This is a genomic window from Bacillus sp. RIT 809 (assembly GCF_016892495.1).
GTDB classification, from domain to species: Bacteria; Bacillota; Bacilli; order Bacillales; family Bacillaceae_G; genus Bacillus_A; species Bacillus_A cereus_U.
The window spans coordinates 46,947-73,660 of sequence record NZ_JAFEMR010000017.1; the positions used below are offsets into that span (position 1 = coordinate 46,947).

The following is a 26,714-nucleotide window of genomic DNA, read 5'->3' on the forward strand; positions in this document are numbered from 1 at the left end:
TAATCCAATGATACGCCCAACGTCAATAGAAGATTTTAAAACACATATTCAGTAGCATTGGACTTTAATCGAGAGAATACTTGTAAATAAAATAGAATTCAGCCTTTTTTCTAGTATAAGGGGGGATAGTTTGTGGGAAAAGATGAAATTGCAAACTTATTAGACAATATGTTAGATAAAGAATTAGAGGATTTAGATTCCCCTTCAGATAATGATTGGAGGGAACTGGAGAAAAAATTTGGTTGTCAATTTCCTAAAGAATTTAAATGCTTTATTGAACTAATGTCTGAATATGTATTTCCAGGGGATATTTTAAATGTTTCTAGTGGTAAAACGAATGGAAATGATACTATTGAATTTATTTATGATTATGAAATGAAAGAAGGTTTTTGGAAAAATGAACTAATCCCTTTTTATAGTATAGGTAATGGAGATTACTTTTGTCTTCATTCAAAAGAGGGCCAGCAAACGGGAGTTTACTTTTATTTTCATGAAGAACATGGTGTAACTAAGGAAGCGGATAATTTTGAAGAATGGTTAAATCAATTACCAACCTATTTGAATTAATAGCAAAAGATAGATTTGTATTCTAAAAGTTAATTCTTTTATTAAACTATGAATTTTTTTGAAACTCTTTAATAAACTATACTCAAAGTATGGAGGGAAATAAATGTCATTAGAAAAAAATATCTATTTTGAAAAGAATGCGTTTTCTGGATCATGAGGATGATAGCATTGAGCTATTTGAAGAAATCTTAAATGAAATATTGCAAACGGCAGATAATAAAGTAATTATTGATTTATGCAGTGTATTTCATGATGAAATAGATGAACCTTCCATTGTTGGTGATTTAATTGAATCCATTTTTTATATAATTGAAAAAAATGGAGTTGAAGATGGTTTAAGTAAACTTATTGAAGGGATAAGTATTGTTTTGCCACAAGCTAAATATTGTGCTAAAAGGTTCTATAGAAGTCTTCTAGCTTCAGATGATTTTATTAATCCATTTATTAATGGATTGAAGAAGATTAAAACTACCGATAAAGAAGACGTTATTAATATTTTGAAGGAAATAAGTGAAAAACAACCACAACAATATTTTGAAAAAGTTGATTTGATTTGTAAAGAGGTTATTTAATAATTTTATTATAAAATAACTCTAAAGTATGCGTGTAGGATTATAAAAATAGCTTTAATATGCTTCATTAAAATATCAATCTAGATAAATCATATGGTTAATACGAGCTAGAGGGACTTCAAAAAATATTTGAATGGCATGCCGAAAGCAAGGGGGAATTTGAAAGCAATGCCTTGTGATTAGATGTACTATTGATGATTACTTTATGCAATTCTAGCCTAGAAAAGGATTAAATATTTATTAGAAGGTGAAGTTATGTGGAGAGAGAAGGTTAGTCATATATCCAAAATAAGAGAGAAACGAAATCGAAAACTCAATTTACCTATCAATGAAAAGGAGTTATCAAGATTTCGTAAATCTGTAGTAGAAAAATTTGGTGAAGATGTACTGCCACAGCAGTACTATGAATTTTTACAAACAGTTAATGGAATTGAATTTAATGGATTAATAATATATGGGATTGACCAAAGTTTTTTAGACTTTAAGCCAATAAATCAGGTAGATAGTTTTTTTGATGCTAATGAAATATGGGAATCAATTAAAGACGAAGAGGAGCTGATTTTTTTCGGAGATTCAGATATAGCTTGGTATTGTTATAATGTTTCCAAAAAGAAATTTGTTGAACTAGACAAGCCTTCAGGCGAGCATATGGAAACTTTTTGCGATTTTGATACTATGCTTAAATCTGCTCTCTCAGCAGCACTTAGCTAAATGTATCGTAGTTAATGTCTAACTGCTTAAGCTAGATGAAAATAATGCAGGGGGATTCTATGGAAAGTAAGGAAAAAGCGATGAAAATCTATGATTTAATTGGCGATGGTGATATAGAACAAGCGAAGGAAATAATTATCACTGATAAAAGTTTATTTGATTTTGTAACACCGTTTGGAACTTGGCTACATGTTTCGGCTAGAGCTGGTGAATTGGATATGATAAAATTTCTTGTTGAATCTGGTATGGATATTAACCGTAATGAAGGTGTACCAAAGTCAGCACCTATTGCACATGCAGCTAGTGAAGGTGAAATTAGTATTGTAGAGAACTTATTTGATAATGGTGCAATATTAGATGTAAGTGATCCAAATAGAAATCCACTATTTGCAGCTATTTATGGTGGGCATCTTAATATTGTAAAGTATCTTGTTCAGAACGGTATTGATATAACTGTAAAGTATACAGGGGATACTATGAAAGATATGGGAGCTTATGAATTTGCTATTGAAAGAGGACAAGTGGAAATCGCTGAATATTTAAAAATGTACACTTGAGATGGAAGCCACATATTGATGTAATAGAAAAGTATGGAACACTTACATAGAATGAATGTTTCGGATTTGTTCCTTTTCTTGGGTTAGATATTTGTTTAATAAATAAAGAAATAACAAGAATAGGTTATTAGGATGTCGCGATTTAAATAGAAAAATGAAGACATCAATCCGTTATAAAACTATTAATATGATGTTATAAGTATATCGTATTAATAAAGGTTAAGAAGGGTTGTATTATGGTTGAAAGTAAGAACACCCTAGCGAAGAGCTAGGGTGTTTGTGTTATATAGTTTCACCATATGCTTCCGAATTAGGAGCAGGAGTAATCAACGAATCCTTTGTAGCGTTTCCTATAATAGAATGTAGGTGTTTAACGTTTAAATATAGGAAGAAAAACAATTAAGCTTTTATTTTATTTAAAATGGATACTCTATTAGTAGTGAATAATAAATAATTTTGCTTTACTGTCTTAATTAAAATACGATCAGTTGTACCATATGCTGTTCCAATTCGGATTGCGCTTTTTTCTTCAACACCAGCATATGTATTATCTTCAGTTACCTCAGTGATTTCACATAATGGAATATGAATTTTAGAGAATTGCCATGAAATAATTAGTTCGTCTTTTGTTTTTTCAACATTAATACCTAACATGTTACCAAGACCTTTCTATATTAAGATTTTACTCTTTCAATTTTATTATACAAATTTACAGATTTTATTTCTATTTTTTTACAGGAATTATGCAAATAACAACGAGATAAATGTTCATAATTACTTTCATTCTTATTATAACGAATTCTACAATAGAAGACAGAACGTATATTTGGTATAATCAAAACATACTATATGAAATGATGTACATGAGTTTGAAATTCATGTAATGAGGTAAGTACTACATAACAATAGCTAATATTCAAAGTTCTCGTACCTATAGGATTCAATTCATGTTATATAAACCAATTGTTAGAAAGGAAAAGATGTAATGAATCAAATTTCATTTGAAGATTTATTTGAAGAAGAAAAAGAAAAGGTGGAGATAGCTGAGATACCAGTACCTTTATCGCCCTTACAAAAGGATATTTTAGAATTACTTAATTCTGAAGAAATAAGTGCACTTGAGCTGTGCGAACAATTAATACGAGCTGGTAAAATATCAGATGAAAGATTCACAACTGATAAGCCTAAAGCATACGGGCAAGTATGCTTACTATTAGAAGGTTTTGTTAAAGAAGGAAAGCTTATTTTTGTCAAAAGTGATGAGAAAAGAGATAGGGTATATAAAGTGAAAGACGAAGATTCTAACGCATAAAATGTATAAAGTATAGTAATGAAATAAGGAAGTCCTCATATTTGTGTTGAAAGATTATTTTCACATAAGCGTGGGGATTTTTTTGGAGGGAGGATGTATGAAAAATTGGGAGTATAACGAATTATTTAATGCAATTCAGGAGGCGTATGAAGAGTTGTTAGATGAAGGGAGAGGATATAGGTATGCTATAGCAAAACTAGCGGATGAATTTGATAATTTAGGAAAGATTGAAGATGTTATAGTTGATACTGCCATAGGAGAAATAACAGTCGATCATCATATGGTTTTTGTTGGGAGTATTGAAGGTATAACAAAGAGGCTAAGTATGTTTAACCCTCAAGAGGCAGAAGGTGAATTGACAGTAGAGGAAATAAAAGATTTATCGAGAAGAATAAATAATGTAATAGAAGGATTAAAAAATGTAAAGGTTGATTATAGGTATTCCGCTGAATAGTTGGTGTTCTTGCAAATTTAAGTGACATAGCTAGACAAGATAATAGAAATATAGGAGGTGATGTTATGGAGGATAAACGTATAAATAAAACTATAAGAAATGCTATTAAGCTTGGTGATATTAATGAAGTAAAACGTGTAATAGGTGATAATCCAGAATTTTTACATTTAATGACACCATTTGGTACGTGGTTACATGTTGCAGCAAAGAAAGGACATTTTGGAATAGTAGAATATTTGATTCATAAAGGAATCGGCATTAATACAAAAGGTGGTACATTTGATGCTTCTGCATTAAATTTGGCCGCAGGAGCGGGACATTTGGAGATAGTAAAATATTTAGTAGAGTCTGGTGCCGAATTGGATGTAAGTTTAGCAAAAAGAAATCCACTATTTGGAGCAATTTATGACGGACATAAAGAAGTAGTTGAGTTTCTAGTTGAAAAAGGAATAGATATTTCAATTAGATACACTGGAGAAAACTTCACGAATATGAATGCTTATGAATATGCTGAAGAATTCGGACAAACAGAAATTGCTGCATACATAAAACGTAAGATGGATAAGAGATAACAAAGATTGTAAAAGGGATAAGACTAAAAATAAAGAGATTAATAGGCTGTATAGCTAATCAAAAATAGAGAATTAAAAAAGATTTAGGAGATGAATTTATGGGAGTAAAAAAGTGGCTTTTTTCAGGAGGTTCTTTAGCTGAAGATAAAATAGTTGAAGTAGAAAGTTTATTCGGATTTTCCCTTCCCGATGATTATAAAAAATGTGTAATGGAAAATGATGGAGGTTACCCAGAACCAAATACGTTTGATTGTGATAGTGGAAGAATTGAGGCGGTCTTCAATGATTTGATTAGTTTAACTGATGAAGACTTAAATATAAAGATGTTTTCTGAATTTGCCATACAAAAATTGATTCCCTTTGGTAGAGATCCTTTTGGAAATTTAATTTGTTTTGATTATCGACAGAACAAGAATGAACCAACAGTTATATTTTATAATCATGAAGAACAAAATGAGAGTGCAATTGAGCCAATTTGTAACACATTTACGGAATTGCTTAATAGATTGTATTATTAAAGTCAATATTACATAAAGAAAAGGGGGACAGATGAAATGAACGGTATAGGGAACTTAATTGAAAATAATGTTGAGACTTTGTTTCTTATCTTTGTAAGTATAATTGTACTGGTATTTCAAAGTATTGTCTTTGTAAGAATAGCAAGAGACTGGTTTAAGAGTAAGGATATAGAGAAGTTAAAAGAAGATAAACAGTATATTAAGAAGTTAACTATAGTATACATAGGAATTATGGTAATAGGTGCTATAACAAACTTACCTTTATTTGGATTTATATTGCTAGGTTTTATGTCTAACACTATTATATTAACGTCTTTAAAGATAGAATTGTCTGATACAAAGTCAAATCAGTTGAAGACTGTAAAGAACTCAAATTTCATGTTATGGTTTTTAATAAACGCTATGCACTTAGTATTATTCTTTATTGAGGGAATAAAACTAATTAAAAGTATTTAGGAGTAGACTTATGGATAACGATGTGACTTGAAGTACACTTCTCTTTCCTTATCACCTTTTCTATGTGAAGTATGCAATGCATTTGGTATAAGAGATATTAAACTAAGAGTCTTATAAATAAGAAAAGATGTAGAATAATCTACATCTTTTTTCGTATTACATATTCAAAAATTTATGTATAAGCTCCACGATGATGGAAATGGACTTTACTTATTAGGAGTATCCGGTCAATGTATACGAATGAAGGCTGGGTTTAGCACGAGGGAGAATGATATTACGTTCACATACAATTCGTATTGCCTGTCGCTCTTTATTCATAGACATATTGATATTGTAAAGGAGTATGAACATGACAAATAGAAATGATGCATATGGAGGGTTTATTGTATCTAGAAATGTTTTTAATGGGGTACCTATTCGATATAGTTTTCGAGAAGAAAGTTCTATTTCTCAATTAAATGGTTGGAACATCTTTTCAGAAGTGGATGATGATGAATATGTAAACAATCCAAAAAACTTTTGCATAATTAATGCAGAATCAATGTTTCAATTGCACCTCAAATGTTAGAAATATTTGAAGCACCATATGGTACAGACCTTTTTTGGGTATATGAAGATAATGTACATGTTGGTTTTTATGATTTAGTGAAAGACTGTATGACAGATATAAATAAGATTTTAAATGTAATTTCGAAGTGAAGGAAAATACTAAATAGAATGATGTTTTCAAAGATTCCTCATAGAACACATCTTACTGATTAAGCTGAAATGGTCAAGGAGGATTAAAAATGTTAAATGATATATTAACGAAGGAATATATAATACAGAATGGCCTAGAGTTTGAAGAGTGCTTAGAATATGGGGGACCTTTTGGATTAGGAATAGTAGAGTGTGCTGATGATGGTAAAGAAAAATTGTTTACTGGCTTAGCTTACGATGTTTATGAGAATGGAAATATAGAATGTTATTTCTATGTAGAAAATGGTGTTAAACAAGGAAGGTATGTGGAGTTTTATCTGGATGGAAATATAAGAAGAATCGGCAACATGAATAGAAGCGCGGCTGAAGGCTACCATGTTGAATTCTTTAAAAATGGAATGAAGAAGCGTGAGTCTGAATTTATTGCTGGACGTGAGATGACTTTTAAAAAGTATGATGAACAAGGAAATACTATAGAACAAAAAGCAGAACCAACTGAATTTGATGTATTATATGCGGGAAAATTCAGTAGCGATTTAAACAGATAAGATGAAACGTTGAATTGCAAGAAAATAATGAATTGTAATTTAAAAGAGAGATAGTCGTGGAAAGATATATAGGAAATATGAAGAGGTGTCTAAATATGGCAGTATGTTTATGGAGCCAACAAACAAATATAATAAAATTAGATCAATTAAAAAGAAGTGTATATTTTATTGTGAAAAATTCACAATGTGATTTCAATGGATAATGCCAAATTAAACGTTTTAATAGAAGAATTTAAAGAGGAGCAAAATGTACTCTTACCAAAAGTAAAACTTAAAAATACATTTCAGTTAGAAGAAATACGATTTGTTGCAGGAGTAGATTTAGCGTATTGGGAAGTAAGTGGGGAAACTTATGGTACATGTTGTATTGTAGTCATTGACTTTCATACACATGAGGTTATTGAAAAGGTGTACAGTTATGGGGAAATAACAATCCCTTATATTTCAGGATTTCTTGCTTTTCGCGAGTTGCCCTTAATTAAAGCAGCAGCAAAAAAATTAAGTGAACAGCCAGATATTTATATGTTTGATGGAAATGGTTATTTACATTATCGTCATATGGGTATTGCAACACATGCTTCTTTCTATTTAAATAGACCAACAATTGGGGTAGCAAAAAGTTATTTAAAAATAAATAATGTAGATTTTACGATGCCTGAAGATCAAAAGGGATCGTATACAGATATTATCATTAATAATGAAATATATGGTCGAGCTTTAAGAACAACCCAAAGTGTAAAGCCAATTTTTATTTCATGTGGTAACTGGATTGACTTAGAAACATGTACGGAAATTGTTATGAGGTTTATTAATAAAGAAAGCCGATTACCTATACCTGTAAGGTTAGCAGATTTGGAGACACATATAATGAGAAAAAAACTTTGAGGAGATTATAAATTGTGTAGAAACCTTGATAGAAAATTATTAAGGTTGTTTATAACTGTTTTAGATGTGTAGTAATTAATTGAGGAAATTCAGAGGGATGGTGCGAGATGAGTAAAGTAGAATGGAGATTACCAGATAAGCCTATATTGCGAGAAAATGTAAAGAATGTGGAAAAGGAGTTGGGCATTCATTTCCCTTTAGATTATATAGAATGTGTAATGAAGAATAATGGAGCACATGTTAGCCCAGAAGTATTTGAAGTTGAGGGGAAGAGAAAGGTTTTTGGGACATTACTAACTTATGATATGGATGATGATGAAAATATTATGGAGGTATTTCATGATTACAATGACACATTACCGTTAGGATTACTTCCATTCGCATTTGACCCAGCAGGAAATTTAATTTGCTTTGATTATAAAAATCATAAAGAAGATCCAATTGTTGTCTTTTGGGAATATGAGGGGGCATGGGAAAAGGAAACATTGATGGAAAGTGAAGGGATTACGGAAGAAGAAGCAGAGGAAAGAGCAAGAGAAAATGTATTCTATATTGCTAATAATTTTACGGAGTTTTTAAATAAGTTACATGATTAATAATATTATCCATATAACATGGTTCGTATAAATGTAAGAAGCAATAAAAGGAGAGAAAATTATGGACTTAGAGCATTTGAAAAAAGATATTTGGTATGGAGAAATTTCTAATCATACAATTGAAAATCTTAAGTCTAACCTAAGAGATAGTGCAACAGAGAAAGAATACTTTATTTTAATTAACGAATTGTTAAAGTTAGGTGATTTCTCCGTAAAGGGGTTACTAATTGAACTTATGAATAGTACTCGAAATGAGCTTGTTTTACATTTATGCACTAGACTATTTTGTTCAGTAGCTACTCACGATGATTTATTAGAAACGAATAATTTGAAATTCCTTTCAAGTGCTTCAGAGGATGGAGTTCATAATTTTGTAGTAAGTGCTAGTGAAACTCTTTCATATCATGTAGTACCATATCTTCTAGCATTACTAGAAGAGTGGGAAGATACCTTTGTTGAAAAAGCTATTAGAAATGAACTTTCATGGATGCTTGGAATTGAGGACGAGTATTATGAAGTATCGTTAGAAGAATTTAATGAAGCTTATTCTAGTTTTATCGAAAATAACGATACGCAAGAATACTATTATCGTAATAGACTATCTTTTCCTGGAGATTTGGCAAAGGAGTTAGTTTCGGAAGTTATGAGTTCTTTAAGAGATAGAACTACTTATAATGTTGTTATTATACCTTCCGTTTTATCAATTTGGAGTGGAATCAAATGTCCTATTCAATACGATACGATAATAACAAATGAAAAAAATAGAGAGCTGATGTCATATATTGATGTTCTAACAAAGAAAGAATGGAAGATTGGTAAAAAGTATTTTTATGGACATGTAGTTGTATAAGAAAACGATATATGTGACGAATATAAAACATTCTATGGCACCCTGTTAAGGAGTGATTTTGACTATAACGGAAAGCTTTGATTGTTGCTTCGAGGTGAATAAAGTTGGAAAATAAGATGGATGTACTCAGTAAAAAATATGTATTAGAGCATGGAATAAATTTTGATGAGGAACTATGGTTTACCTCATCCAGTGATGAAGTGTTAGATAAGCCAGAAGATAAGAATGGGAAACCTTTTACTGGTTTAGCTTATGAGTTATATGAAAATGGAAACCTAGCGTATTATTGTTACTATAAGGATGGTTTTAAAGAAGGTAATTATGTTAAGTTTCATCAGAGCGGAAAAGTGAAAGCTGCGGATTACATGATAAAAGGACAGACAAGAGGAATACGGAAAATTTGGTATGAATGCGAAGTACTCAAATATGAAGGAGAATTTAAGTTTGGCATTTGCTTAAAGTATACCGAATGGGATAAACAAGGGAATATAATTAGAAAAAAAGTTGCACCGACAAAAGAGGAGATAGAACTAATTACCTGATGCTCTAAATGAGAAGGAAGTCCATTAATGTAAAAAATTACAATATATTATTAGTAACATATAGAACAGTTTGTAAAATTACTTAAGAGTAAATAACAGTGGAGTGATGGAACTTGGTGAGAAAAGTAGAATGGCAATTTGCTGATGAAGCTGTAAATGAAGATCTTGTGAGAGAGATTAGTAATAAAATAGGTTTTAAATTTCCAATTGATTATATAAAATGTGTAGCTGTAAATAATGGTGCCAATGTAGAGCCAGAATTATTTAATGTGAATAATCACGAAAGAGTTTTCGGTACTTTATTATCTTTTAATGAAAATAGTGATGAATATATAGTTGATGTATATAGTGACTTTATTGATACATTGCCTAAAGAATTATTTCCTTTTGCATTTGACCCAGCAGGAAATTTAATTTGCTTTGATTATAAAAATCATAAAGCAAATCCAATTGTTGTCTTTTGGGAACACGAGGGGGCATGGGAAAAGGAAACATTGATGGCAAGCGAAGGGATTACGGCTGAGGAAGCAGAGGAAGTAGCGAGGGGAAATGTATTTTTTGTGGCTTATAATTTTACGGAGTTTTTAAATAAGTTACATGATTAATAGAGGATTAAAATAAAAGAATTTTCTTGTAAGTGGTGTTATTTATTCGTGAGGTCCCCTTGTTAATAAATAATAGTAACATCGAAGACTTAATTTAGGTAAACACAATAAGTACAAATTTGAAAGAAAAGAAGATTCTTTATATATATTGAGTAAAGAATTAAGAAATGTTTTCAAAGATAATCAGCAAGAACTTTGGTACGCCTTTACGATGTCGCTTGAACATAGTGGGAAATTTAACATGCATTTCGATTATACAAATTGGTTCGATACAGAATATAGTTTTAGTGATCAGATGATTATTTGGAAATATAAATACTTAGGAGAATTACCAATTGATGAAAATGATAAAGTCTTAATCAAGAAGTATGATAGTGAATTTCTGAATAATCCCATTTAACTGAATGGAAAGAAGAAATGTTTTTTTATAAAAATCATGAGTTTTAAATTGGTCGATAAGTTACAAAGCTATTTCTACAAGATAAGAATTAAAGGGGAAGTAGAATGGATAAGATTCAAATTGCGAAAAGAATGAGAGATTCCATAAAGAGTGGTCAATTGGACACGTTAAGAGGTTTACTTGAGAAAGAGCCTAAGATGTTGGAATATGTGACGCCATTTGGTACGTGGTTACATGTAGCGACAGCGCATGGACAGTTAGAAATAATAGAGTACTTAATCAATTCAGGAATTAATATTCATGCAAAGTGTGGGACTTTTTCTACAAATGCACTTGAAAGAGCTGCTACGAAAGGATATCTACATATTGCAGAGTATCTCATTAAACACCAAGTTGAAATAGACACTAGTGAGCCGGATCGAAATCCTCTGTTTGCTGCAATATATAGCAGTCATTTTGAAATCGTTAAATTGCTAGTTATGAATGGTATAGATATAACGATAAAATATTCTGGTAATAATATGAAAGATATGGACGCTTATACGTTTGCTGTTGAAAGAGGAGAGATGAAAATTGCTGAATATTTAAAGTGTAAGTTGAATGAGAAAGTATAATATATTTTCATAGTGGAGGACGCTATTAATGGAAGTACATGGAATAGTTTCAATATGGTTAGGGAATATGGAAACGCAAGATCAGTTAGATGTATATATGGAGGTTACATATGATGAAGAAGGAGACTCTATACCAGCAAGGTTTTTTGTTGATTTTAATATTGATATGATTGATGTAGATGAGGATTTTATTGAAAAGGAAGTGTTAGAAGAAGCGAGTGATGATATTTCTGTGTTGTTAACGGGATGCTCATATGATGATAAAATACTTTCTCGAATTAAGGAAGAAGTTAAATTAAAGAAATCCTATAATTCTATCGTATTAATTTATAATTTTCAGGATGACAATGCCGTTAGTAATTTTGAAGGCTTTGATTTTGTAACTGCTACAAGCTATCTATAGTTGTGAGAAAATCATAGTAAGGTAAGGAAGAATAAAAAATGAATATGTATAGTTTTTCCAATAAATATTTGGTATGATGGTGAATAGGAAAAATATACATATTGTTAATGGTTAATAGAAGGGGGGATTGTATTGAAAAGAACACCTGAATTCGTATTAGGTTTAATTGGTGGTATTTTGGGAATTATAATTTCTATTATTTTAATAATTGTAGCCATTAATGTTATGGAAGGTTTTGATTACAAACTTTTGGCTTATTATTCTATTATTTTAACGGTTCAAATAGGGCTATTCATTTTATCATGTTTAGTAAACAAGGTTAATAATAAAGTTTATGGAGTTTGTATGATTGTGATTCCTATAGTTATGTTATTTATGTCATTATTCTTTTTACTTATTCCGACAATATTACAAATTATGTCTGGTTCATTTGCATTTAGAACATTAAAGTTAGACTCTAATTGATGAATATAGCTTAAGTGTAATTTTTAGAGTCTGTATATTCAGGAAATTAGATGTTTTCGTGTGCAGTTCAAATTAACATAAGGTACAAAGTTGTATGCATTAGGAGGAGAAACAAATGATTATTTGGTCAGGTTGGGGTTTTTTAGTCGCAATTATTGTAATTATTAATACTCTTTTGGGTAAGGTTTTCTTTGAATCTATAACGGGAGACGCTACATATTTTCAAGAACATAGTTGGCCAATGGCAGTAATGTTTATTATATCAGGGCTTATGTCTTGGTATTTAGGGAAATATATTAATAAACCAAGTGGGAAAATTTATATAGATGCTGAAACTGGTGAAAAAGTTATGTTTAACAAAAGGCACTCACTATTTTTTATAAAAATGGAATATTGGGGACCGATTCTAGGAGTTATTGCGATTATAACTTTAATTACAAGATAAAAATAGAGGATGAGTATAGTACGAATAATCTATTCAAGCAAAAGGAGAATTCATTCATGAACGCAAAGAAACTACTAGGGGTAGCAGTTCCAGTCATGTTGTTATTTGGTTGTGGAGTTTCTGAGAAAACGAACACATCTAAACAGGAGAAAACAGAAGAGTCTAAAGTAAAAGAATCGAAGTCTAAGATTCAGAAGGAAAAAGTTTCGAAGGAAGACTATCCTAATAAAGTATATAAATTAGGGATAGAGTTTGATAAGTTGTTTGCCGAGCATAATAAAATAACAAGAGAGGTTTTTGACGGTAAGAAAAAGAAATCAGACCTAGTAGATAGTGTGAAAGAATTGAATGAAATGTTAGATAAATTTGAGTCGATAGATCCGCCGAAAGAGTATGTAAATCAACAAAAGGATTTTGAAAAAGCAATTAGTTATTTTAGAGAGTCTTTTTCTTTAATAAATGAAGTATTCACTCGAAAAGAAAAAAGAGAAAAAGGTGATAAGACTGATAAAGAGTTAATCGAGAAATCCGAAAAGCTAGTGAAAGAAGGAGATATTTACTGGCTTAAAGCATTCAAAGATCTTGAAGGGGATATTAAAGTCGGTGACGGTACAGTATCTATGAAAGATTTGAAAGAGTTAGATAAGAAAGCTGGAATTAACACGGATAACGTTATGAAGAATGTGAAAGATGGTACGGAGTTAATCGGTAACTGGGGATTCCAAGGAACAGACGGTTTCAATATGTCACTCATTCTAAAAGGTGATAAGACATTTGAAACATATGGTAAAGGTGAGTATCCAAATAAAAAGAATTATATTGAAGGAACTTGGGAGTATGATAAGGAAGCTTTTACAATCTATTTACATCTCAATAAACGTTTAGTAGACAGTGTAGAAGATACAATTCAAAAAAAGAAAATAACATATAAAGTTCAAGATTATGATGGGAAAAACTTGCGATTATTTAATGAGACGTCATTCAATACAATTAAGTATGTGAAGCAAAGTTAAAGTTATGTAGGGACTAGGTTTAAATGGCATAGTCCTTAATTAAAGTGTGAGTATGTAAATAATAGGTTATCTTTGGTTCTGTCTACTTAGTATCATGTTATTGTTTAATAAGGTAATAAATGAAATTTAAACTTAAGCATGTGAGGTTGGTTATAAGTGATAAAGAAATTTACTAGAGTAGTATTAACGGTGGTTATACCAATCGGTCTTATTACGGGTTGTGGAACTGCTGAAAAAACTGAAGCAAAAGAGCCGAAAGCGGTACAAGCGGAGAAAAAGGATTATACGGATTACTCATATGGTAGCAAAGGGATATTAGTAAGCGGAAAAGCGAAAGAACGTCTACAATACGAGGTTGGGTATATGGATGATAACAAGTTAATTGGGATTGATGAAAATATTGAGGACTGTATTATTTTAGATAATAAAGATGAAGCAGGTTACATTTGGAAACAAATAGAGCGCGGATCTATTATTGAAGTGCAATATGGTAAGGACCGCAAAGACATCGTAGGGGTACAATTAGTAGGAGATCGTAAGCCATACGAAATTAGTGATAAGTTTGATCGAAATACGATAAATGAGATTGTCGGACAAGTTAAAGGTCATTTGTAATAGACGTATTTCGCTAGTATATGATCTATTATCATGAAATGGCGAATCACATACATAAAAGTTTGGAATCAACGGCATTTTTTATATGAAAATGCCGTTGATTTATTTTAAAAAGTAAAGGGTATTCTATAGTCTTGTAGAAAAACACATATTAAAAAATATACTTATGAATTAGTCTTCTTTTAGTTGTGATGATCGTCGTAAGGTCATTGCCCAGAATAAAAGAGCACAAGCACTAACAGATGCACCTAATATACAAACTCCGTTCCATCCGTAGCTTGCATAAATGTTTGTGGAAAGAATTGCACCTGTAGCACTGCCGATAGAATAGAAAATCATATAACTAGCAGTGAGCCGACTTCTCGCTTCAGGACGCACTGTGAAAAGTATACTTTGGTTCGTGACATGTACAGCTTGCACAGCTAAATCTAAAAGGATAACGCCGATAACTAGTAGGAATAGAGAAGGGTTCATTAATTTAATTAGGAGCCATGAAAGTAATAATAAGGATAAGGCTATGCCAGTAGTTCTTTCTCCGAATCCGCGATCAGCGAGTTGTCCGGCCTTAGTGGCAGCTAATGCACCAGCAACTCCAGCAAGACCAAATGCTCCGATAGCTGTATGTGATAGATTATATGGTGCAGCACTTAGAGGTAAAACTAATGAAGTCCATAAAATACTGAAGGCAGTAAAAATAAGCAATGCTAATATTCCGCGAATACGTAAGATCCTTTCTTCTACAAATAATAAGAGAACAGAATGTAATAATTTACGATAGGTCATAGCTGTTTTTTTATGTTCAAGATTAGGTAAATTACGATATAACAAACCAATTACGAAGAGCATAAGTACAGCAGAGGTAAGATAAACGGAACGCCATCCGGCTAGATCTGTTAATGTTCCGGCAAATGTACGTGCAAGTAGAATTCCTATTACGACACCACTCGTGACGAAACCTACTATTCGCCCACGATCTTTTGGGTTAGCTAAGATGGATGCGTATGCGACGAGTGTCTGCGTAACAGTCGCAAGAATTCCGACTAAGGCCATACTTATAAAAAGTACGGTACTTGAAGGAGCGACTCCGACCACAATTAAAGCGAAAACGGATAAAAGCATTTGAACAATAATAAGTCTTTTTTGGTTTAATAAATCACCAAGTGGAACTAATAAAAGTAATCCGAGTGCATAACAAACTTGAGTAATCGTAATAACGACACCAATAGTTGAATGGTTGATCTTAAACTCATTTGATAAAGAATCAAGTAGAGGATGAGCGAAGTATATATTCGCCACAGCCATCCCACAAGCTATTGAAAATAATAGAGTTATATAGCCGGGCATGATTGTATTGATAGGTAATTGGAACTGATCATTATTCTGAGTAAGAGCAGTTGTTGTTTTTTCTTTAGTATTCATAATATCATCTCCTTTTGTTTTTTTGAAAAATAACGTACCGAACGGTATGTTATTTCGTAAGTAAAATATAAACAGGAAGAAGTTACTATGTCAAGTGAATTGTAAAGTGATTTCAGTTTCTTTTGACATATTATTTATAATTTAATATGATATATAACATACTGATTAGTACATAAAATGATGATTTGTAATTTAGAAAACAGTTGAAGAAAGAGGAGGGGTTAAATGGCTCGACTACGCGAATTTGATGAAGAAAAAGCTTTGGATGCTGCTATGCAACTTTTTTGGGAGAAAGGATACGCTGCTACTTCATTAAGTGATCTAACTGCTAAAATGGAAATACAAAGACCGAGTTTATATGCGGCATTTGGTGATAAAGAAGGGCTGTTTGAAGCTGCATTACGGAAATACACGAATTTACACGCAGCTAGCGTTCGAACAAAACTTCAAAAAGAACAATCTGTCAAAGAATCAATTCGTATGTTTTTTGAAAATATGGTGGAAGAGGAATATAAAAGAGAATCAAATAAAGGCTGTTTTTGTATTAACACAATGGTTGAGATTGCCCCTCATAATGAAAAATTTGAAGTGTTGACTAGAGAACATCAAATGTATCTTTCAGTTATATTTCAAGAATTAATCGCCAAAGGTATTCAGTCTGGAGAACTGCAAAGTGATGTGAATGCTAAAGCATTAGCACAAACGCTAGTCACTTCATTAATTGGATTAACAGTGTTAATGAAATCTCGTCCAGAACGTTCAGTTGTAGATAATTCGGTATGTATCATATTATCGTTATTAAAATAAATGTAACAGAATTGTATTTCAATCAACTATGTCGCTTATAGACAATTTTATTTATAAACTTTCAACCTTAAAGCACTGAATTGTCTACGAAGGCAACAAGTGCTTTTTGTTTTCCGGTAAATATGAGCAGGTGAGTCATAATGGTTGTCTGCAATGTATGAAGATTGTTGGAGACATTTGTAATTAGACATCAGATAAGAGGGGCATGCAAACACTATATAACCCCCTTCAAAGCCCCTTATAAGCACCTACCAAGTAATAAATCACTAAGAAAAAACAAAACAAAAACAACTACAAGAACAAAAACGCGCGAAAAAACAAAACCGTTGTTGTAGTAGTGAAAAATTTTGAATTCAACTGCCCAAACCATCCGTACATTCCTATATTTATATTGAAGGATTGGAATTTTCCTATTTGCTAGCAAAGAGTGGAGGGAAACTGATGGCGGTGTACCGTAATGTGCAGGTGAACTTTTGGCAAGATGAATTCATATTAGATTTAACGCCAGAAGAGCGTTATTTTTATATATATTTGTTAACTGGTACGAAAACGAAGCAATGTGGTATTTACATATTGCCAAAGCGTTTGGCAGAGCTTGAAACTGGTTACAGTATGGAGACTGTTGAGAAGTTATTGAACCGGTTTGTGGAATACGGGAAGATTTTATATGATGCGGAAACGAAAGAGTTATTCATAATAAATTGGCTACATTATAACCCTATTTTAAATACGAATGTAGAGAAGTGTGTGTTACGTGAGTTAAAGACTGTGAAAAGTAAAGAGTTCCTACATAAGTTTTTACGTAAATGTCTTGAAGAAGAATGTAAGATTCCATTATTACTACAGTATTTTGGTATGCCGAAAGAAGAGGGTTCACAAGCAGTTATTGAAGAGAAAGAAGATATGAAAGAGGTAGAAACGGTAGAAGAGGCTACTTCGCATAGTAAAGTTTATAAGTTTTACGAACAAAATATAAGTAGTCTATCTCCATATATCGTGAAGAAATTGAAGGAGTGGATACAAAAAGTTTCAGGAGAGACAGTACTAGAGGCGCTTAAAATCGCGTTTGAAAATAATAAGGGAACACTTGCTTATGTGCAGGGGATTTTGAGGAATTGGTGTAATAAAAAGTTGGAGAATTCTAGTGAAGAAAAGAGTGTGATGGGAAATTTGGAGCGAAGGAGAAGTATTTTGAGTAGTGTTTTTTAATTTATATAAATTTAATATAGAATATACGTTCGTATTCAGCGGGTTGTATGCTATACTATTTTTGAATGATAGAGGAATTATATATGGGTATTTTTTCTTTTATAAATAGATAAAAAGATGCGGGAGGAACAGAGTTTGACAAACAGTACATCAAAGTTGTTTCAATATATTAATATGACAGAAGAGCAGAAACAATTATCACTGCGATATTTAGATTCGAGAGAAGAAGCAATTTTAAAGGATATTCAACTAACGACAATTAGAGATCAAAAGAGAGCCGATTTTGCGGAGCAGTTTATAAGCGATTTTAGGAAAGTACATAAACAAGATCCGGCTTTCTTTCGGTTATTTTATCATATACTCGAGGGGCAATTATTAAATGTTCTTGTAGTACGTTTTGCACATATAAGTTTTCCTAAAATGAAGGTTTATTTAGAAAAAAGTGAACTTCCTTTGGAGAAACTTGTAGCAAGTGCATGTAAATATTTATCCAATATTTCAAGTTATGTGAATGAAGCAGATGTTTTTCTTAGAGAATTAATAAGTGAGAATCCGAACTATATAGATGAACAATTATACACTTTACCAACTCAGCAGCAATTAACATTACTTCTCGTAATGTTTGATGTAGATTATGAAAAGTTTCGTACATATAGTTCTTTATTGAATGAGAGATTAGAAGAGCATGCAGAATTTATATTGAAACTACTAGGAGAAAAGGAAAAGGTTGAAGCGGTTAAACGGTATATTAAAGGTGAAGATGGTAGTGAAGTATTTGTAGGTGGGGCTTTACCAGAATATATTTGGCAACTATTATTTTGTGTTCATAAGTATTCAAATGTTGCGAGACGATATATTGAGATATTAGCGAAGAAAAATGTGTGGAGTTTTATTAATTATGCTACACGTTATATGTGTCACACTCTCGGCCAGCCTCAAAACTACAAAAGAACAGGTAGTGTAAATAAGAAAACATATGAAGAGATTCAAATGTTTTGTAAACAGTTTTGGGTTTCTGAGGAGAGATTTTTTGCGCACCGTCTGAGGCAACATGATTTGAATAGTGAAGATTTTTGTAAGACGTATGAATATGAATTGCTATGCTTCATGGTGAAAGAAAATCCTGAATTTGTTCAACGTACTTTGCATTATTTAAGTAAAATTAATTATCTCATCATCGCACAAATGTTAGCTGAAAAAGGGCATGAGCTAAATAGAGGGAAAATGCGAGAAGAATTTTTTGTGGCTGCTTTGCAAATTAAATTGTCTACAGTGCGGGATACATATCGTGATTATTTGCTAGGGAAATTGTCATTTGAGGATATGAAGCAAATACTTAAAAATCCGAAATATAGAAGTATGTATTGGGGTATGCCAGTTTTAGAGGTCGCAATCCTTTGGGATATAGATGATGTGGCGAAGAGAGAAGCCGTACTTACACTACAATTCGGAGATGATTATAGTGTTAATTTATATGAACTTCTTTACGAATGTTCTGTCAGAGGGATAGAACCGAAACAAGTATTGGAAGATCTTCTTTCGTATGGGTTAAGTAAGGAAAAGCTTATCGCTTATGCAGTTGAACAAGCTGCATGCTACAGTGAAGAGAGAAATAAGGCGAAGGAAGCGCTTGTTCATGTCATTGTAAAAGAACAAGCGTACATAATTGAACGATTTGATGAGTATTCTACTGTGGCCAAAGCATATATTTTAGAAGAGTTAGCAAGGGATAACATGGTTAAAATGCGTCCAATTTTAATCAAAAGCTTAGGCGCTTCTTCTAAAAAAATCCGTGAGTCTGTAGTTAAACTGCTTTCAAAAGATGTAGAAGCGGTAGAATACGTAGCAGTTGAACTTAATAATAAAAAGAAAATTGTCCGTGAACATGTGATGGAAATACTTATAGATTATAAGATTGAAAAATATATGCAACTTGTACAGGAAGCTTTACAAGAAAAGAAGAATGCCTCTTTTATCGAGAAGTTTGCTCCATTACTTGAAGTGGGAAAAGTAGGAGGAGATTCAAGAAATATCGAAGAGCTTTGTAGTCGTATAGTAACGGAACAAAAAAGAGATGCACTTGTGCAGTGGATTGGATTTGAACCAAAGATCTGTCTTCGCGATTCAAATGAAATAGCAGACGCAACAATTCTGTTAGCTTATATACAGCAGTATATTTCAGATTCTGTTATTGAGAAGAAAGAGGCAGCTGAAGTAATTGGTAGTACTTTAAATGAACAAGACTTGAAAGAGTATGTGCAAACAATATATCAAATATGGATTTCTCAAGATGCAGATGTGAAGAAACGTGGAATCCTTTCGTTATATGGAATGTATAGTGATGACGAAATGGTCGGCATACTGAAAAAGCAAATCGATGAATGGGTGTTTGATATGAGAGGAAAGATTGCTGCAGATGCTGTTCGCGCTCTGGGTTTGTCATCCTCTAAGCTTGCACTTACGTCTATTCATGCAATGGCATTTAAATATAAGCATAAGTTAGTGCGTAATGCGGCAAAAGAAGCACTAAGTCTTGCTGCGAAAACACGTGGTATAACGGAAGAAGAGCTGGAAGATCAACTGGTACCAAACCTTGGCTTCAATATACGTGGTGAAAAGAAGATTGACTTTGGAAATAGATGTTTTACTGCTATTTTAACTTCAGAGTCGAAAATGGAATTAGAGACAGAAGAAGGAAACCGTATGAAGTCACTTCCAAAGCCGAATGCAAAAGATGATGTAGAAAAAGCTGAAGAAGCTAAGAAAGAGTTATCCACTTTAAAGAAAGAGCTTCGAAGCGCTCTTTCCATGCAGAAACAACGTTTGGAAGCTGCTCTATCACGAAAGCGCTATTGGTCATACGATTCGTGGAAGTCGGTATTTCTGGAGAATCTAATTATGAAGCAATTTGCAACTTCACTTATTTGGGGTGAATATACGGAAGGAAAGTTGCTTAAAACGTTCCGTTATGCGGAGGATGATACGTTTTATTCAATGATAGGAGAGAATCATGAGCTTTCATCTGGAACTGTTATTGGTTTCATTCATCCGTTAGAATTATCCGGGGCGAAAAAGGAGTTATGGAAAGAGCAACTGACCAATTCGAAAATTGTCCAGCCGTTCCTACAAATTGAACGTCCAGTATTTGTAGTAGAGGAAAATGATGAGATTGCTGTTGAGAGATTTGGCGGTATTTTACTAAATGGTCGCTCGTTATTCGGTAAGATGACGAAACTTGGATGGACTCGTGGATCGGTTCAAGATGGCGGCGTTTATTATACATTTTATAAAGAAGACACTCGAACTGGAGTAGGAGCGGAACTTTCATTTAGCGGAGCGCCGATTGGATATGAAGGTGAAGAAGATGTATGTGTATTTGAAATTCAATTTTATAAAGCGGGTACAGTGAACCGCGGTTCATATGAATATGACGAAATTGATGATGAGAGACGCATTGTACCAAAACGAGTAGATAAGCGCTTCTTTAGTGAAATGTTATATGATGTGCAATTAGCGACCGATTCAAATCTTGGTCATAATGAAAGCTGGCGTAGCGGACGATAAGAAAAACCCCCTTCATTGGTAGGAAAATGAAGGGGGTTTTCAATTTTTCTAAAAGGTTCTTTTACAATAGAAGCGAATAGATTGAGAGAGGAGGGATTGTATGGAAGTCGTCATAAAAAAGAAACGAAATAGGGGAAAAAGAATTTTTATTTGGTCTAGTAGTATCGTTCTTTTTTTGTTTATTTGCGTTATGATTTTTTTGAACATATATACGCTTAGTTCTATGCCAAAGATAGATGGAACGATAAAGCTAGAGGATTTACAACACGCTGTTACGGTGAAGCGGGATAGTAAAGGAGTACCGCATATTAAAGCGGGAAATGCACATGATTTATATTTTTCGCAAGGGTATGTACAAGCGCAAGATCGTTTGTTTCAAATGGATTTAAGTAGAAGGCAAGCTTCTGGTATGTTAAGTGAAGTTGTAGGGGAAGCAGCTGTTGATAGAGATAAGTTGTTTCGAACGCTCGGTTTACGGCGAGCGGCAGAAGCATCTGTTAGTCAATATGATGGGGAAGCGAAATATGCCCTGCAGTCATTTGCTGATGGGGTGAATGCTTTTATACGTGAGGCGAAGGCCGAAAAGAAATTGCCAGTGGAGTTTACTCTATTAGGTTATGAACCTGCTGAATGGTCAATGGTTGATTCTTTAACGATCGGAAAGTATATGGCGTTTGATTTAGGAGGACATTGGCATGGACAGGCATTTCGATATTGGGCGTTGAAAAATCTTCCGGAAGAGCAAGCAAATGAGCTATTTCCTACATATCCGAAAGATGCACCTAGATTGCTAGCTGAACTGAAAAATACAAATGTGAATGTAGCACAAAGTTTTTCAAAGACAGTAATTCCGCCGGAGTTTAACGGTAGTAATAACTGGGTGATAAGCGGTGGGAAGAGTGTGTCTGGTAAACCGATTTTAGCGGATGATCCTCATTTATCGCTTGCGACACCTTCTATATGGTATCAAACGAGGCTTGACATGAAAGATTTACATGTGAGTGGCGTTATTTTTGCTGGAGTACCAGGTGTTATATTAGGTCACAATGACAAAATAGCATGGGGTGTTACGAATACTGGTCCTGATGTACAAGATTTATATATTGAAAAGAGAAATCCTAATAATGAAAATGAATTTTTGTATAACGATAAATGGGAAAAGGCTACGGTTGTTGATGAATCTATTAAAGTAAAAGGCGGGAAAACAATTCCGTATAACGTTACGGTTACGAGGCATGGTCCAGTAATTTCAGAGTTTGCGGATAAGGGGAAAGAGAAAACGAAAACAGTATTCGCTTTGAAATGGACTGCTTTGGAGCCTTCCGCTGAATTAAAGGCTGTATTAAATATGAATAAAGCGAAAGACTGGAATGAGTTTGAAACTGCACTTCAAGATTTTCATACACCAACTCAAAACTTTGTGTTTGCATCAAATGACGGCACAATTGCTTATAAAGCGAATGGAAATATACCAGTGCGTAAAAAAGGCGATGGTAGTTTGCCAGTTCCAGGATGGACAGATGAATATGAATGGGAAGGGTATATCCCATTTGATCAGCTTCCAAAAGTAATAAATCCAAAACAAGGGTTCATTTCAACTGCGAATAATAAAATTGTTGATGATAATTATCCGTACCATATTAGTAATACGTGGGCACAGCCATATAGGCAAATGCGCATTCAAGAGTTTTTACAAGAGAAGGAAAAATATACGGTGAAAGATTTACAAAAGTTACAGATGGATCAAAAGAATTTATACGGGAAAGAATTTGCTCCTATATTTTTAAAAGAGTTAAATAAAACAGATTTAAATGAAGTGGAGAAAGAAGGCGTCAAACAATTAACAAAGTGGAACTTTTACGATAGTAAAGATGAAGCGGCACCATTAATATTCCATTTGTTAATGAAAGAGATTTCGAATACGTTATTTTCAAAAGAAGTACCGAAAGATGTAATGGAGTTATTTGAAGGGAAACAACAAGTTGTCGATGAACTAATTCGTAAAGAAGTAAACGGTGAAAATAGTGCTTGGTTTACGAAGTACGGAGGCTTCACAGAAGTTGTGCATACATCGTACGAGAATGTAATGAAGAAATTACAGAAGGAGTATGGATCGAATGTAACAGAGTGGAAGTGGGGCGATTACCATCAACTTGCTTTTACACATCCAATTTCGAGATCATCTAGTATATTAGCACTACTCGCATTTAATCGTGAGAAACCAGTTCCAATTGGAGGAAGTCAAGTTACGGTTCAAGCAGCGAATTACGGAGATAACGGTATTGTAAATCACGGTGCTTCATGGAGATTTGTCATTGATACGAAAGATATGTCAAACGGTTATCATATAGTGGGGCCGGGACAGTCAGGACATTTTAGAAGCGATTGGTATCATGATCAAATAGATGATTGGGTGAATGGTGAGTATCATACGACTACTTTAAATACAGATGGAATTGAAGGGAAAGTATTAACTTTACAGCCGAAGTGATAGTATGTTCCTATTTGCAGATGGCCCAGCTTTATGAAGTAATAATCCTTCCGCTAATGAAGGTTTTACTTTATAAAAGAGACTCTTACTATTGTAAGAGTCTTTTTACTATGATAATGGATAAAATATCCTTTTTGTAGAAACGCGACAAATTTTGACAAAATATTGGACGGGGACTTGTTATAATATCTTTTGGAATATTATGTTTATTGAACTGAGGATGAAGTAGTGTGCAACAAGGGGAATTTCTTAATAGTTGCAGTGAAATCTAATAGGGGGATTTAATATGAGCATTAAAGTAATAAGGGCAACGGGTATGATGGGCGGAGCAACAAGAGTTGCTGTAAAGGTAGATAACGAAGTAGTAATGAAACTTGAGAATAACGAAGAATATACGCTTCCTTTTGAATTAGGTGAAGCGAATATTAAAGTAAAACAATTCTTTTTTGGAAGTAAAGAAAAGAAAGTAAAGGATGGCGAAATAGTAGAAATTAAGATAAATAGTATCGCCATGCTATTACTGATGGTGTCAATGATGGCTGTTTTATTCGGTTCGTCAATTGGTATAAATATTGTTGTTTTTGGTGTAATAGGAGCATTAGGTACGTTAGTATACGGAGTGAATAACTGGTTTAGTTTAGAGGTTAAATAATTATTGTATATATATTTATTTCAGTTGATTTACTATACATGAGATGAAAATATTTTTAAGCGGGAAATGGGGAGGATCATTATGAAGAAAATGGTTGTAATATCTAGTTTGGCGCTAATAGTAGGTTTAACAACTGGTTGTAGCAGTGAAAAAATAAGTGGACCTAAAACAGTATCTGTAAAAAAAGAAAAAGAGTTAGTAGCGAAAGATATTTTTAAAAAAGCAGCTGACGGATTAAAACAAGAGGAATATCTTACATTGACATCTCTTATGTCAATGAAGGGGAGCAGCCAATCAGAAGAGATTAAAATGAAAATACAGATGGAGCCGAAACTGAAGAATTCTAGAGCTGAAATGAAAATAAGTGGTACAGATATTGTAACGTATGAAGTAGATGGAAAGGTCGCTGCTCAAGTGAAAAACCCTGATACAGGAGAGTTAGTTACGATACCTAATGATCAATTTAATGTAAATGATGTAATGGTCAGTAAAAATTTACTTAATGAGTTAGATTTACCGGAAGCTTTGGCTAAGAAAATGAAAGCGAAGAAGGATGGGGACACATATAAACTTACACTTGAATTAAAGGGAAAAGAAGCGGTAGATACGTTACAAAAAATTAATGGAGATATGAAGAAATTAACGGAAGGATTTAATATGGATGCGTTTAACATTGAATATATAATAACAAGAGATTATAAATTTGAAGAGATGCGAACAACTATAAAAGTGAGTGAAAGTAACTCAGATAAAAAAGCTAGTACAGATAAGGAAAAATTGGATGCAGTTGTGAGTATAAAGATTGATTCATATGAAAAGTTTGATTCAATTAAATTACCAGAAGGAATTCAATAATTTCAATCGTAAAAGGATAAAAAAGAGCGGAAATCCGCTCTTTTTTATTTATCTTACTATTTTTAGGAGAATTATATGAATAACACTTTTATTAATGAAAACTTCATGTAATTTTTTCTGGAATATATGTGAAACATTGTATAAAATAATCAAGAAAGTCAAAAATTATAGGGGGAAACTTGTGAAGAAAAGTAAGAGTTTAGTAAGCATTTTAGGAGTGTGTATCATGTTGTTTTCTTTTTGTTTCCAAGGAAATGTACAGGCAGATGTAAATACTGTTCAATCTGGAAAAATAAAATCAGGAAACGTAACAGTATGGGAAGTAGAAAATGTAGCGAAAGTGTTAGCTGATGTAGAGCGCTTGAATTTGAATACGGTGAATGTACCGATCCAAGTTGATATTCCGAATGTGAATTCGGCTAATATGGTAATTAATCAGGCACAAAAGAAACAAGCTATTATTTTAATTCAAGAATTATTAAAGCGTAATATTCAAGTTATAGTGGAACCGTTCCCATATATTCAGCAGGGGAATGTTGGAGAAACAGAATGGAATCCAAGTAATATTAATGATTTCTTCTGGAATTGGAAAACGGTTATTCTACAAGATATTTTTAATTCCATTACAAGTAAGTACAATATTTATGGGCTGAAAATCGCTTCTAATTTCGTGAATATGGAATATGCAGAAGGATATTGGAATGATACAATCGATTTTGTTCGCCAGCAGTATAAAGGAAATGTTTTGTATCAAATGAACTGGTGGTTAACTGCAAGCTTTGATCCTTCTTTTGAGGCGAAATTTAAAGAGAAAATAAATCGCCCGTATTTAAAAAAGGTGGACATCGTAAGTATTGATAGTTGGTTTGAAGTTTCAGGAAAAAGAAATCCATCATACGAAGAAGTAAAACAAAGTTTATTTGCGACGACAGTATATAATCGTGTCCAAAATGTCGTTCAGCAACTTGAGACATTACATAAAACAACAGGAAAGCCAGTATATTTTGGTGGATTTAATGTACCAGCACGTGAACTTGGACTGCAAAATCCGTGGAATCCAGATGTTACGAATGTGTTTTCAAAAGATGTACAACTTAACGGGTGGCGTGCTTACCGAGATGTATTAGAACCGAAGCCGTATTTTAAAGGTTTTTCAATTTGGTTTATTGGCTCTAATGATAGTAATCATTCATATCAAATACATAGTAAAGAAGCAGAGGCAGTTATTAATGGATGGTATCGAAAATAAATTTTATAAAATAGGTAAGTTTTAGAATCCATTACATATATTTTAGTGAAAGGCCTTTCACCATCTTAT

At 32.8% G+C, this 26,714-nt stretch carries 30 protein-coding genes and 2 pseudogenes; 30 read left to right on the forward strand and 2 right to left on the reverse strand.

Annotated features, from left to right (window positions below; genetic code table 11):
- Positions 1-132: 132 nt before the first annotated feature.
- From JTF23_RS18540 to JTF23_RS18555, 4 genes are all read left to right on the forward strand, one after another.
- Positions 133-567 (forward strand): SMI1/KNR4 family protein, encoded by a 435-nt coding sequence (locus JTF23_RS18540; RefSeq protein WP_016105414.1) that lies wholly within the window; start codon positions 133-135, stop codon positions 565-567.
- Positions 568-704: 137 nt separating this feature from the next.
- Positions 705-1,139: an Imm30 family immunity protein gene (locus JTF23_RS18545; protein ID WP_016105413.1), complete on the forward strand. Its 435-nt coding sequence runs from the start codon at positions 705-707 to the stop codon at positions 1,137-1,139.
- A 255-nt stretch (positions 1,140-1,394) separates the two neighbouring features.
- Positions 1,395-1,850 (forward strand): YrhA family protein, encoded by a 456-nt coding sequence (locus JTF23_RS18550; RefSeq protein ID WP_016105412.1) that lies wholly within the window; start codon positions 1,395-1,397, stop codon positions 1,848-1,850.
- A gap of 59 nt (positions 1,851-1,909) precedes the next feature.
- A complete protein-coding gene (locus tag JTF23_RS18555; RefSeq protein ID WP_016105411.1) occupies positions 1,910-2,407 on the forward strand; it encodes an ankyrin repeat domain-containing protein in 498 nt (165 codons plus the stop codon).
- A 399-nt stretch (positions 2,408-2,806) separates the two neighbouring features.
- Here the strand turns inward: JTF23_RS18555 and JTF23_RS18560 are convergent, their stop codons facing one another.
- Entirely contained in the window at positions 2,807-3,061 is a 255-nt protein-coding gene (locus tag JTF23_RS18560; RefSeq protein WP_002066160.1) for a SunI/YnzG family protein, read from the reverse strand.
- 331 nt (positions 3,062-3,392) lie between these two features.
- On the opposite strand from JTF23_RS18560, the gene JTF23_RS18565 reads away from it, so the two are divergent.
- The 19 genes and pseudogenes from JTF23_RS18565 to JTF23_RS18655 all read left to right on the forward strand — a co-directional run bounded on the left by JTF23_RS18565 (position 3,393) and on the right by JTF23_RS18655 (position 14,399).
- Complete coding sequence (locus tag JTF23_RS18565) at positions 3,393-3,719, forward strand: DUF3895 domain-containing protein (protein ID WP_002199919.1); 327 nt, start codon at positions 3,393-3,395, stop codon at positions 3,717-3,719.
- 97 nt (positions 3,720-3,816) lie between these two features.
- Positions 3,817-4,173 (forward strand): Imm3 family immunity protein, encoded by a 357-nt coding sequence (locus JTF23_RS18570; protein WP_016105410.1) that lies wholly within the window; start codon positions 3,817-3,819, stop codon positions 4,171-4,173.
- Between the two features lie 65 nt (positions 4,174-4,238).
- Positions 4,239-4,745 carry an ankyrin repeat domain-containing protein gene (locus JTF23_RS18575; RefSeq protein ID WP_016105409.1) on the forward strand — a complete coding sequence of 169 codons (507 nt, stop codon included), beginning with the start codon at positions 4,239-4,241 and terminating at the stop codon, positions 4,743-4,745.
- Positions 4,746-4,843: 98 nt separating this feature from the next.
- Positions 4,844-5,263 carry an SMI1/KNR4 family protein gene (locus JTF23_RS18580; RefSeq protein ID WP_016105408.1) on the forward strand — a complete coding sequence of 140 codons (420 nt, stop codon included), beginning with the start codon at positions 4,844-4,846 and terminating at the stop codon, positions 5,261-5,263.
- Positions 5,264-5,299: 36 nt separating this feature from the next.
- Positions 5,300-5,719 carry a hypothetical protein gene (locus JTF23_RS18585; protein WP_016105407.1) on the forward strand — a complete coding sequence of 140 codons (420 nt, stop codon included), beginning with the start codon at positions 5,300-5,302 and terminating at the stop codon, positions 5,717-5,719.
- A 349-nt stretch (positions 5,720-6,068) separates the two neighbouring features.
- Positions 6,069-6,418: pseudogene (locus JTF23_RS18590) on the forward strand (DUF2185 domain-containing protein).
- Positions 6,419-6,507: 89 nt separating this feature from the next.
- Positions 6,508-6,966, forward strand: coding sequence for a toxin-antitoxin system YwqK family antitoxin (locus JTF23_RS18595; RefSeq protein WP_016105405.1), 459 nt, complete (start codon positions 6,508-6,510; stop codon positions 6,964-6,966).
- A 195-nt stretch (positions 6,967-7,161) separates the two neighbouring features.
- Positions 7,162-7,851: an endonuclease V gene (locus tag JTF23_RS18600; RefSeq protein ID WP_002110768.1), complete on the forward strand. Its 690-nt coding sequence runs from the start codon at positions 7,162-7,164 to the stop codon at positions 7,849-7,851.
- A gap of 107 nt (positions 7,852-7,958) precedes the next feature.
- Positions 7,959-8,447 carry an SMI1/KNR4 family protein gene (locus JTF23_RS18605; RefSeq protein WP_002110767.1) on the forward strand — a complete coding sequence of 163 codons (489 nt, stop codon included), beginning with the start codon at positions 7,959-7,961 and terminating at the stop codon, positions 8,445-8,447.
- 61 nt (positions 8,448-8,508) lie between these two features.
- Complete coding sequence (gene imm47 / locus JTF23_RS18610; protein ID WP_078174940.1) at positions 8,509-9,297, forward strand: Imm47 family immunity protein; 789 nt, start codon at positions 8,509-8,511, stop codon at positions 9,295-9,297.
- Positions 9,298-9,413: 116 nt separating this feature from the next.
- The gene (locus tag JTF23_RS18615) at positions 9,414-9,839 is read left to right on the forward strand and encodes a toxin-antitoxin system YwqK family antitoxin (protein WP_078174945.1); all 426 of its coding nucleotides are present in this window, start codon (positions 9,414-9,416) and stop codon (positions 9,837-9,839) included.
- Positions 9,840-9,955: 116 nt separating this feature from the next.
- The gene (locus JTF23_RS18620; RefSeq protein WP_078174944.1) at positions 9,956-10,444 is read left to right on the forward strand and encodes an SMI1/KNR4 family protein; all 489 of its coding nucleotides are present in this window, start codon (positions 9,956-9,958) and stop codon (positions 10,442-10,444) included.
- A 115-nt stretch (positions 10,445-10,559) separates the two neighbouring features.
- Positions 10,560-10,844, forward strand: a pseudogene (locus JTF23_RS18625) (immunity protein YezG family protein); the annotation flags it as partial.
- 104 nt (positions 10,845-10,948) lie between these two features.
- On the forward strand, positions 10,949-11,458 hold the full coding sequence (locus JTF23_RS18630) for an ankyrin repeat domain-containing protein (protein WP_078174939.1): 510 nt from the start codon (positions 10,949-10,951) through the stop codon (positions 11,456-11,458).
- A 28-nt stretch (positions 11,459-11,486) separates the two neighbouring features.
- A complete protein-coding gene (locus JTF23_RS18635) occupies positions 11,487-11,861 on the forward strand; it encodes an immunity 22 family protein (RefSeq protein WP_078174938.1) in 375 nt (124 codons plus the stop codon).
- A gap of 132 nt (positions 11,862-11,993) precedes the next feature.
- Positions 11,994-12,326, forward strand: a complete 333-nt coding sequence (locus JTF23_RS18640) for a DUF4064 domain-containing protein (protein WP_002110738.1) — start codon at positions 11,994-11,996, stop codon at positions 12,324-12,326.
- Positions 12,327-12,441: 115 nt separating this feature from the next.
- Complete coding sequence (locus JTF23_RS18645) at positions 12,442-12,771, forward strand: hypothetical protein (protein WP_002110737.1); 330 nt, start codon at positions 12,442-12,444, stop codon at positions 12,769-12,771.
- A gap of 56 nt (positions 12,772-12,827) precedes the next feature.
- Positions 12,828-13,784, forward strand: coding sequence for a DUF3994 domain-containing protein (locus JTF23_RS18650; protein ID WP_078174937.1), 957 nt, complete (start codon positions 12,828-12,830; stop codon positions 13,782-13,784).
- Between the two features lie 156 nt (positions 13,785-13,940).
- On the forward strand, positions 13,941-14,399 hold the full coding sequence (locus JTF23_RS18655) for a hypothetical protein (RefSeq protein WP_078174936.1): 459 nt from the start codon (positions 13,941-13,943) through the stop codon (positions 14,397-14,399).
- Between the two features lie 171 nt (positions 14,400-14,570).
- Here JTF23_RS18655 and JTF23_RS18660 read toward each other — a convergent pair whose 3' ends face one another.
- Positions 14,571-15,818 (reverse strand): MFS transporter, encoded by a 1,248-nt coding sequence (locus JTF23_RS18660; RefSeq protein WP_204209364.1) that lies wholly within the window; start codon positions 15,816-15,818, stop codon positions 14,571-14,573.
- Positions 15,819-16,043: 225 nt separating this feature from the next.
- Here JTF23_RS18660 and JTF23_RS18665 point away from each other — a divergent pair, with 225 nt between their 5' ends.
- From JTF23_RS18665 to JTF23_RS18695, 7 genes are all read left to right on the forward strand, one after another.
- Positions 16,044-16,625, forward strand: a complete 582-nt coding sequence (locus JTF23_RS18665; protein ID WP_078174934.1) for a TetR/AcrR family transcriptional regulator — start codon at positions 16,044-16,046, stop codon at positions 16,623-16,625.
- 357 nt (positions 16,626-16,982) lie between these two features.
- Complete coding sequence (locus JTF23_RS18670; RefSeq protein WP_176108041.1) at positions 16,983-17,834, forward strand: DnaD domain-containing protein; 852 nt, start codon at positions 16,983-16,985, stop codon at positions 17,832-17,834.
- A gap of 135 nt (positions 17,835-17,969) precedes the next feature.
- Positions 17,970-21,398, forward strand: coding sequence for a DUF4132 domain-containing protein (locus JTF23_RS18675; RefSeq protein WP_078174932.1), 3,429 nt, complete (start codon positions 17,970-17,972; stop codon positions 21,396-21,398).
- 100 nt (positions 21,399-21,498) lie between these two features.
- A complete protein-coding gene (locus JTF23_RS18680; RefSeq protein WP_204209365.1) occupies positions 21,499-23,889 on the forward strand; it encodes a penicillin acylase family protein in 2,391 nt (796 codons plus the stop codon).
- A gap of 286 nt (positions 23,890-24,175) precedes the next feature.
- Positions 24,176-24,541, forward strand: coding sequence for a hypothetical protein (locus JTF23_RS18685; protein WP_078174930.1), 366 nt, complete (start codon positions 24,176-24,178; stop codon positions 24,539-24,541).
- An 81-nt stretch (positions 24,542-24,622) separates the two neighbouring features.
- Positions 24,623-25,396 carry a DUF6612 family protein gene (locus JTF23_RS18690; RefSeq protein WP_002199938.1) on the forward strand — a complete coding sequence of 258 codons (774 nt, stop codon included), beginning with the start codon at positions 24,623-24,625 and terminating at the stop codon, positions 25,394-25,396.
- A 181-nt stretch (positions 25,397-25,577) separates the two neighbouring features.
- Positions 25,578-26,645: a glycoside hydrolase family 113 gene (locus tag JTF23_RS18695; RefSeq protein WP_078174929.1), complete on the forward strand. Its 1,068-nt coding sequence runs from the start codon at positions 25,578-25,580 to the stop codon at positions 26,643-26,645.
- The last annotated feature ends 69 nt before the right edge of the window (positions 26,646-26,714 follow it).